We start from the raw sequence: 1808 nt of genomic DNA on the forward strand, positions 1-1808 counted from the left end.
CCGCCGAGCCGCTCAAGAACGGCGCGACGGACATGCCCGGCGGCGCGACTGAGCCTGCCCCAGCCGCCCCGATCTTCCCGGCCATGACCGACGCCTCCGTCACCGCCCCGGTTTCGGATGCGCCTGAGGCGGCCAAGCCGGTGAAAAAAGCTGCAACCGCGAAGGCCAAGACGGCCAGCGCAGCGGCGAAAACGGTAGTGCCACCGAAGCCATCTGCGGCAAAGACACCGGCCAAGGCCGCGCCGGCTGTGGCCAAAGCCGCAGCGTCCGGTGGGAAGGCCGCGTCCAAGGCTGAGCCAAAGCCTGCCGCGGCCAGGAAGCCTGCCTCCAAGAAGTCGGCTGACACCAAGAAGACGGCGGGAGCCGCCAAGTGAGCGTATCGGACAAGGAGCGGGAAGAAATCGAGAAATCGTCGGCGCCGCTGATCGAGCATCTCATCGAGTTGCGCCGCCGCCTGATCTGGTCGCTGGGCGGCTTCTTCGTCGCCTTCCTCGTCTGCTTTTTCTTCGCCAAGCGCCTGTTCAACCTGTTGGTCATCCCCTTCAAATGGGCGACGCAATGGGCAGGCCTCGACCCGCACAAGGTCGAGCTCATCTATACCGCGCCGCAGGAGTTCTTCTTCACCCAGGTGAAGCTTGCCATGTTCGGCGGCATGGTGATCGCCTTCCCGCTGATCGCCACGCAGATCTACAAGTTCATCGCGCCGGGCCTCTACAAGAACGAGCGCAGCGCCTTCCTGCCGTTCCTGATCGCGTCACCCATCCTGTTCCTGATGGGCGCCTCGCTGGTCTATTTCTTCTTCACCCCGATGGTGATGTGGTTCTTCCTGGCCATGCAGCAGGTCGGCACCAACGACCAGGTGCAGATTTCGCTGCTGCCGAAGGTTTCGGAATATCTCAGCCTGATCATGACGCTGATCTTCTCCTTTGGCCTGGTGTTCCAGCTGCCGGTGGTGACCAGCCTTCTGACGCGCGTCGGGCTGTTGTCGTCGCAGGCGCTGGCCGAGAAGCGCAAATGGGCGATCGTGCTTTCCTTCGTGGTCGCCGCGGTGCTGACGCCGCCCGATCCGATGAGCCAGTGCGGCCTCGCCATCCCGACCATCATCCTCTACGAGGTCGCCATCTGGTCATCGCGCATGATCGAGCGCGCCCAGGCACGCGACCGCCTGGCGCGCGAGCAGGCGGAGAACTCGGTCGCTAGCAACACGCCGGACGCCTCGTCCAGCTAAACGGGTTCCCAGCCGGGAAAATCGACGCGGCGCGCCTACCCGCCGTCTTGCATCGATAGCCGATGCGGTTTACGCCCTCGGTCCTTACTTTTGAGGATCGACCATGCTTGACATCAAATGGATTCGCGACAACCCGAAGGCCCTTGTCGAGGCGCTGGTGAAGCGCTCGTGGTCGGCTGACGAGGCGCAGTCCACGGTCGACGACCTGATTGCCAAGGACGAGGCGCGGCGCTCGCATCTCAGCGAATTGCAGGTCAAGCAGGAGCGCCGCAATGCCGCCTCGAAGGAGATCGGCAACGCCATGCGTTCGGGCGATTCAGCACTTGCCGAGAAGCTCAAGGGCGAAGTCAGCGACATCAAGGCGTTCATCCAGAACGGCGAGGCGCGCGAGCGCGAGCTCGACAAAGCGCTGAACGACGCGCTGGCGGTTCTGCCCAACGTGCCGCTGGAGGACGTGCCGGTCGGCAAGGACGAGCACGACAATGTCGTCAAGCGCATCGTCGGCGAGGTGCCGACGCGGCCGAACTGGGTGAAGGAGCATTTCGAGATCGGCGAAGCGCTCGGCATGATGGATTTCGAG

1 protein-coding gene and 2 pseudogenes are annotated in these 1808 nt (G+C 63.9%); all 3 read left to right on the forward strand.

Going from position 1 to position 1808, the window contains the following annotated elements; all coding sequences use genetic code 11:
- Nucleotides 1–374: pseudogene (locus tag EOA23_RS35960) on the forward strand (twin-arginine translocase subunit TatB); the annotation flags it as partial.
- A complete protein-coding gene (tatC, locus tag EOA23_RS34360) occupies nucleotides 371–1228 on the forward strand; it encodes a twin-arginine translocase subunit TatC (RefSeq protein ID WP_126060401.1) in 858 nt (285 codons plus the stop codon). The pseudogene EOA23_RS35960 and the gene tatC, both read left to right, overlap by 4 nt.
- A gap of 103 nt (nucleotides 1229–1331) precedes the next feature.
- Nucleotides 1332–1808, forward strand: a pseudogene (locus EOA23_RS34365) (serine--tRNA ligase); the annotation flags it as partial.

This window comes from Mesorhizobium sp. M2A.F.Ca.ET.042.01.1.1, from assembly GCF_003997405.1.
Lineage (GTDB): Bacteria > Pseudomonadota > Alphaproteobacteria > Rhizobiales > Rhizobiaceae > Mesorhizobium.